Origin of the sequence: Streptomyces celluloflavus, assembly GCA_000720995.1 — a bacterium.
In the GTDB taxonomy this organism is placed as follows: domain Bacteria; phylum Actinomycetota; class Actinomycetes; order Streptomycetales; family Streptomycetaceae; genus Streptomyces; species Streptomyces celluloflavus.
Genome location: JOEL01000101.1, coordinates 1 through 5,607 on the forward strand (window position 1 = coordinate 1; position 5,607 = coordinate 5,607).

The following is a 5,607-nucleotide window of genomic DNA, read 5'->3' on the forward strand; positions in this document are numbered from 1 at the left end:
CCCAACCCCCGCGGCACCACCAACACCACAAACCCCTCAGGCCCCGCACCCAACCCCACCAACCGCCGCGCCAAAACCTCCGCCGCACCATCCAACTCCCCATACGACAAACACCCCTCACCAGCAACCACCGCCGGCGCACCACCCCGACTCACCACCTGCTCAACAAACCACCCCCCCACATCCCCCCACGACACCAACCCACCAGAACCAGCGTCAGCACCAGCACCAGCGCCCACACCCGGGCCAACACTTACACCCGGATCCACCCCAACACCCGACCCCCACACCGCAAGCCCCGACTCCTCCTCCCCCAACAACACGCCCAAGCGCCCCAACCGCACACCCGCATCCACCACCACAGCCCGCAACACAGCCTCAAACCGCGCCACCAACCGCTCCACCGACACCCGGTCGAACAGATCAGTGGAAAACTCCACCAGCCCCGCCAAACCACCAGCCGCACCATCCACCCCACGACGCTCCGACACACTGAAGAACGCATCAAAACGAGCGGTACTGGTGGTCGGCTCTTCCTTTCCGGTCGTCAGGCCGGCCGCCGCGCCGTCTTCATCAGGCGCGTTCTGGACGGCAAGTGAAACCTGGAAGAGCGGGTGGTGAGCCATCGACCGCTCCGGGTTGAGGACCTCCACCAGATGCTCGAACGGCACATCCTGGTTCGCGTACGCACCGAGAGCGGTCTCCCGCACCCGCCCCACCAGCTCACGGAACGACGGGTTCCCCGACGTATCCGCCCGCAGCACCAGCGTATTGACGAAGAACCCGACGAGATCGTCCAGCGCCTCATCCGTACGCCCCGCGATCGGGGTGCCGATCGGAATGTCGTCCCCGGCACCGAGCCGCGACAACAACGCCGCCAGCCCCGCCTGCAACACCATGAACAAGCTCGCGCCCTCGGCCCGCGCCAGCTCCTCCAGCCCGGCGTGCAGCTCCGCATCCCACTCGAAGGTCAGCAGGTCACCGCGGTACGACGCCACCGCCGGCCGAGGCCGGTCCGTCGGCAGCTCGATCCGCTCCGGCAGACCCGCCAACTGCCCCTTCCAGTAAGTGAGTTGGCGGCTGAGCAGGCTGTCTTCGCGGTCCGCGTCGCCCAGCAGCTCCCGCTGCCAGAGCGTGTAGTCCGTGTACTGCACGGGCAGCGGGGGCAGTTCGGGAGCGGCGCCCGCGCACCGCGCCTCGTAGGCCGCCATCAGGTCCCGGGACAGCGGCGCGAACGACCAGCCGTCACACGTGATGTGGTGAATGAGCAGCAGCAGGACATGTTCCTCGGCACCGAGCCGGAACAGCGTCGCCCGCAACGGCAACTCCGACGACAGATCAAAACCGTACCGAGCCGCCTCATCCAACGCCGCCTGAAGACCGGCCTCGTCGACCGCGACCGTCGCCAGCTCCGGCCGCGCCTCCGCACTACTCACCACCAGCTGATACGGCTCCCCCGACGCCTCCGGGAACACCGTCCGCAACGACTCATGCCGCCCCACCACATCCCCAAGCGCCACCCGCAACGCACCCGCATCCAACCGCCCCGACAACCGCACCGCCCACGGAACGTTGTACGTCGCACTCGGCCCCTCCAGCCGATGCAGGAACCACATCCGCCGCTGAGCGAAGGACAACGGCACCCGCTCCGGCCGCTCCCGCACATCCAAGGACAGCCGGACGGCGCCGCCGGACGCACCCAACCGCTCTGCCACTTCAGCCACCGTGGGCGCCTCGAACAGCACCCGGATCGGCAGCTCCACACCCAACGCCGCCCGCACCCGGCTCACCAGCCGGGTGGCCAGCAGCGAATGCCCGCCCAGGTCGAAGAAGTCGTCGTCGATACCGACCCGGTCCAGGCCCAGCACCCCGGCGAAGAGATCGCACAGCAGCTCTTCCTGAGGGGTGCGCGGCGCGCGGCCGGAGTCCGCGGTCGCCCAGGCGGGGGCGGGCAGGGCCGCCCGGTCGAGCTTGCCGTTGACCGTGATCGGCAGGCGGTCCAGCACCACCAGCGCCGCCGGGATCATGTACTCCGGAAGCTGGTCCCGGACATGACTCCGCAGCGCGGCCACGTCCACATCGGCGCCCTCGGCGGGCACCACGTACCCGGCCAGCCGTCGGTCCCCCGGCCGGTCCTCGCGTACGACCACCGCGGACTGCCGCACCGCGGGGTGCGCGGCCAGTACGGCCTCGACCTCGCCCGGTTCGATACGGAAGCCCCGCACCTTCACCTGGGCGTCGGCGCGCCCCAGGAAATCCAGGTCACCGGCGGCGTTCCAGAGCACCACGTCCCCGGTGCGGTACATCCGGGCGCCCGGCCCGCCGTACGGATCGGCGACGAACCGCTCCGCCGTCACCCCCGGCGCCCGTACGTAGCCGCGCGCCAGGCCGACCCCGGCCACGTACAGCTCGCCCGCGACGCCCACCGGAACCGGCCGCAGGAAGCGGTCCAGGACATAGCTGCGGGTGTTGTCGAAGGGGCGTCCCAGCGATACGGCGCCGCCCACCTCGTGTGCCGCGCGCATGGGGTGCTGCGCGGTGCACAGGGTGATCTCCGTCGGCCCGTACAGGCTCCGCACGACGATGCCGGGGCAGGCGTCCAGCACCTTCTGGACGGCCACCGGTGAGACCACATCGCCGCCGGTCAGCAGCTCACGCATACCGCGGAAGCAGTCCGGGGTCTCCTCGGCGATGGCGCGGAAGAGGCCGGCGGTGATGAGGGCGCTCGTCACGGCGTGTTCCGCGATCAGCCGTCGCAGGACCGGGGCGTCCAGATCGCCGGGCGGGGTGACGACGACCGCGCCGCCGGTCAGCAGCGGCGACCACAGCTCGTACGTGGACGGGTCGAAGGAGGTCGGCGAGTGCATCAGGACCCGGTCGGGGGTCGCCACGCGCCAGGACGTCTCCAGCGCCAGCTGGGCCACGTCGTGGTGGGTGATGGCGACGCCCTTCGGCAGCCCGGTGGAACCAGAGGTGTACATGACGTACGCAAGCTGCTCCGGACCGGCCGGAACCTTCGGATCGGCCGCCTCGGCGCCATGGTCGAGGGGGCCGGCCGCCGCGGCCTCGTCCGGCACCCGGACGAGCTTCGTGCCCTCGTCGAAGAGCGCACCGTCCACGGATTCGTCGACCAGCACCAGGCAGGCGCCGGTGTCCGCCAGCACCCAGCGCACCCGGTCCTGCGGGAAGGCGGGATGCAGCGGTACATAGGCCCCGCCCGCCTTCACGACGGCCAGCAGCGCCGCCACCAGATCGGCGGACCGCTCCATCCGGACCGCGACGGCCCGCTCCGGACCCACCCCGAGGCCGATGAGCCGGTGGGCGAGGCGGTTCGCACGGGCGTCGAGTTCCCGGTACGTCCAGTGCACGCCGTCGGCCACCACCGCGGTCGCGTCCGGTGTACGGGCCACCTGCGCCGCGAACAGCTCCGGCAGCCCCGTGGCCGGCACCGACGTCAGGGCGCCGCGCGACAGCGTCGCCAGCGCGGTCCGCTCGGCCGCGCCCAGCACGTCGAGGCCGCTGAGCGGCGCGCCCGGAGCCTGCGCGGCCGCGCGCACCAGCCGCTCGAAGCGCTGCACCAGGCTCTCGACCGACTGCCGGTCGAAGAGGTCGGTGCTGTATTCGACCAGGACGTGCAGCCCGGCGGGCGCGCCCTCGGCGCCCCGCTCGGTGACGCTGAACAGCGCGTCGAAACGCGAGGTGCCGGTGGCCGCCAGGGAGGAGGTGACGTCGAGGCCGGGCAGGGATATCCCGTCGTCCGGGGAGTTCTGTACGGCCAGCGAGACCTGGAAGAGCGGGTGGTGGGAGAGGGACCGCCCCGGGTTCAGCGCCTCCACCAGGTGCTCGAACGGCACGTCCTGGTTCGCGTACGCGGCGAGGGCCGTCTCCCGCACCTGCCGAACCAGCTCCCGGAACGACGGGTTCCCCGAGGTGTCGGTCCGCATCACCAGCGTGTTGACGAAGAACCCGACCAGATCGTCGAGCGCCTCGTCCGTACGCCCCGCGACCGGCGTACCGATCGGGATGTCGTCCCCCGCACCGAGCCGCGACAACAACGCCGCCAGCCCCGCCTGCAACACCATGAACAGACTCGCGCCCTCGGCCCGCGCCAGCTCACTCAGCTTCCCGTGCAGCTCCGCATCCCAGACGAACTCCAGGTGCGCCCCCCGGTGGGTCGCGACGGCCGGCCGGGGCCGGTCGGCCGGCAGCGCGAGCTGCTCGGGCAGACCGGCCAGCTGCGCGGTCCAGTACTGCGTCTGGCGGTTGGCCAGGCTGTCGTCGCGCTCCTTGTCGCCGAGGAGTTCGCGCTGCCAGAGGGTGTAGTCGGCGTACTGCACCGGCAGCGCCGGCAGCTCGGGAGCGTCGCCCGCGCACCGCGCCTCGTAGGCCGCCATCAGGTCCCGCGACAGCGGCGCGAACGACCAGCCGTCGCCCGCGATGTGGTGGATCAGCAGGAGCAGCACATGCTCATCGGGCGCCACCTCGAACAGCCGGACCAGGAACGGCGCGTCCGCCGACAGGTCGAAGGTGTGCCGCACCGCCTCCGCCACCACGGTGTCGAGCTCCGCCGCCCCGACCGGTTCGGCGACCAGTTCCGGTACGACCTGTTGTGGTTCCTGCGCCAGCTGGAAGGGCTCGCCGTCCACCTCTGGGAAGACGGTGCGCAGCACTTCATGCCGGGCCACCACATCGACGAGAGCCGTCCTCAGGGCATCGACGACGAGTCGCCCTCGCATCCGCAGCAGCCACGGCATGTTGTACGTGGCGCTCGGCCCTTCCAACCGGTGCAGGAACCACAACCGCCGCTGGGCGAACGACAGGGGCACCCGGGCCGGACGCTCCCGCCGCTCGACCGGCATCCGTACGGGGCCGCCGCCGTCGCCGTCCGACCAGGCTGCGAGCTCGGCGACGGTCGGCGCCTCGAAGAGCGCGCGGATCGGCAACTCGACGCCCAGGGTGCGACGGGCCCGGCTGACCAGGCGGGTGGCCAGCAGCGAATGCCCGCCCAGGTCGAAGAAGTCGTCGTCGATACCGACCCGCCTCAGGCCCAGCACCTGGGCGAAGAGGTCGCACAGCGCCTCTTCGCGCGGGGTACGCGGCCCGCGCCCGGAGTCCTGGGTGTACTCGGGCGACGGCAGCGCCCGCCGGTCCAGCTTTCCGTTCGCGGTCAGCGGCAGCCGCTCCAGGACGACCAGTGCCGACGGGATCATGTAGCCGGGCAGCCGGTCCCTGAGCGAGGCCCGGAGAGCGTCGAGGTCCGGAGCGATACCGGCTTCTGCGGGGACGAGGTAGCCGACGAGACGCTTGTCCCCTGGGCGGTCCTCGCGTACCACCGCCGCCGCTTGGCCGACCCCCGGATGTGCTTCGAGGACCGCTTCCACCTCGCCCGGCTCGATACGGAAACCCCGCACCTTCACCTGAGCATCCGCACGCCCCACAAACTCCAACTCACCGTCAGTGCGCCACCGGACGACATCGCCCGTCCGATACATCCGCTCACCCACCGCGCCGAACGGATCCGCCACAAACCGCTCAGCAGACAAACCCGCACGCCCCACATAACCCCGCGCCATCCCCACACCCGACACATACAACTCACCACACACA

The 5,607-nt window shown here is 71.2% G+C and carries 1 protein-coding gene; it reads right to left on the minus strand.

Going from position 1 to position 5,607, the window contains the following annotated elements; genetic code table 11:
* Positions 1–5,607, minus strand: a 5,607-nt coding sequence (locus tag IH09_RS35865; RefSeq protein ID WP_205379328.1) for a non-ribosomal peptide synthetase, incomplete at both ends; no start/stop codon positions are given.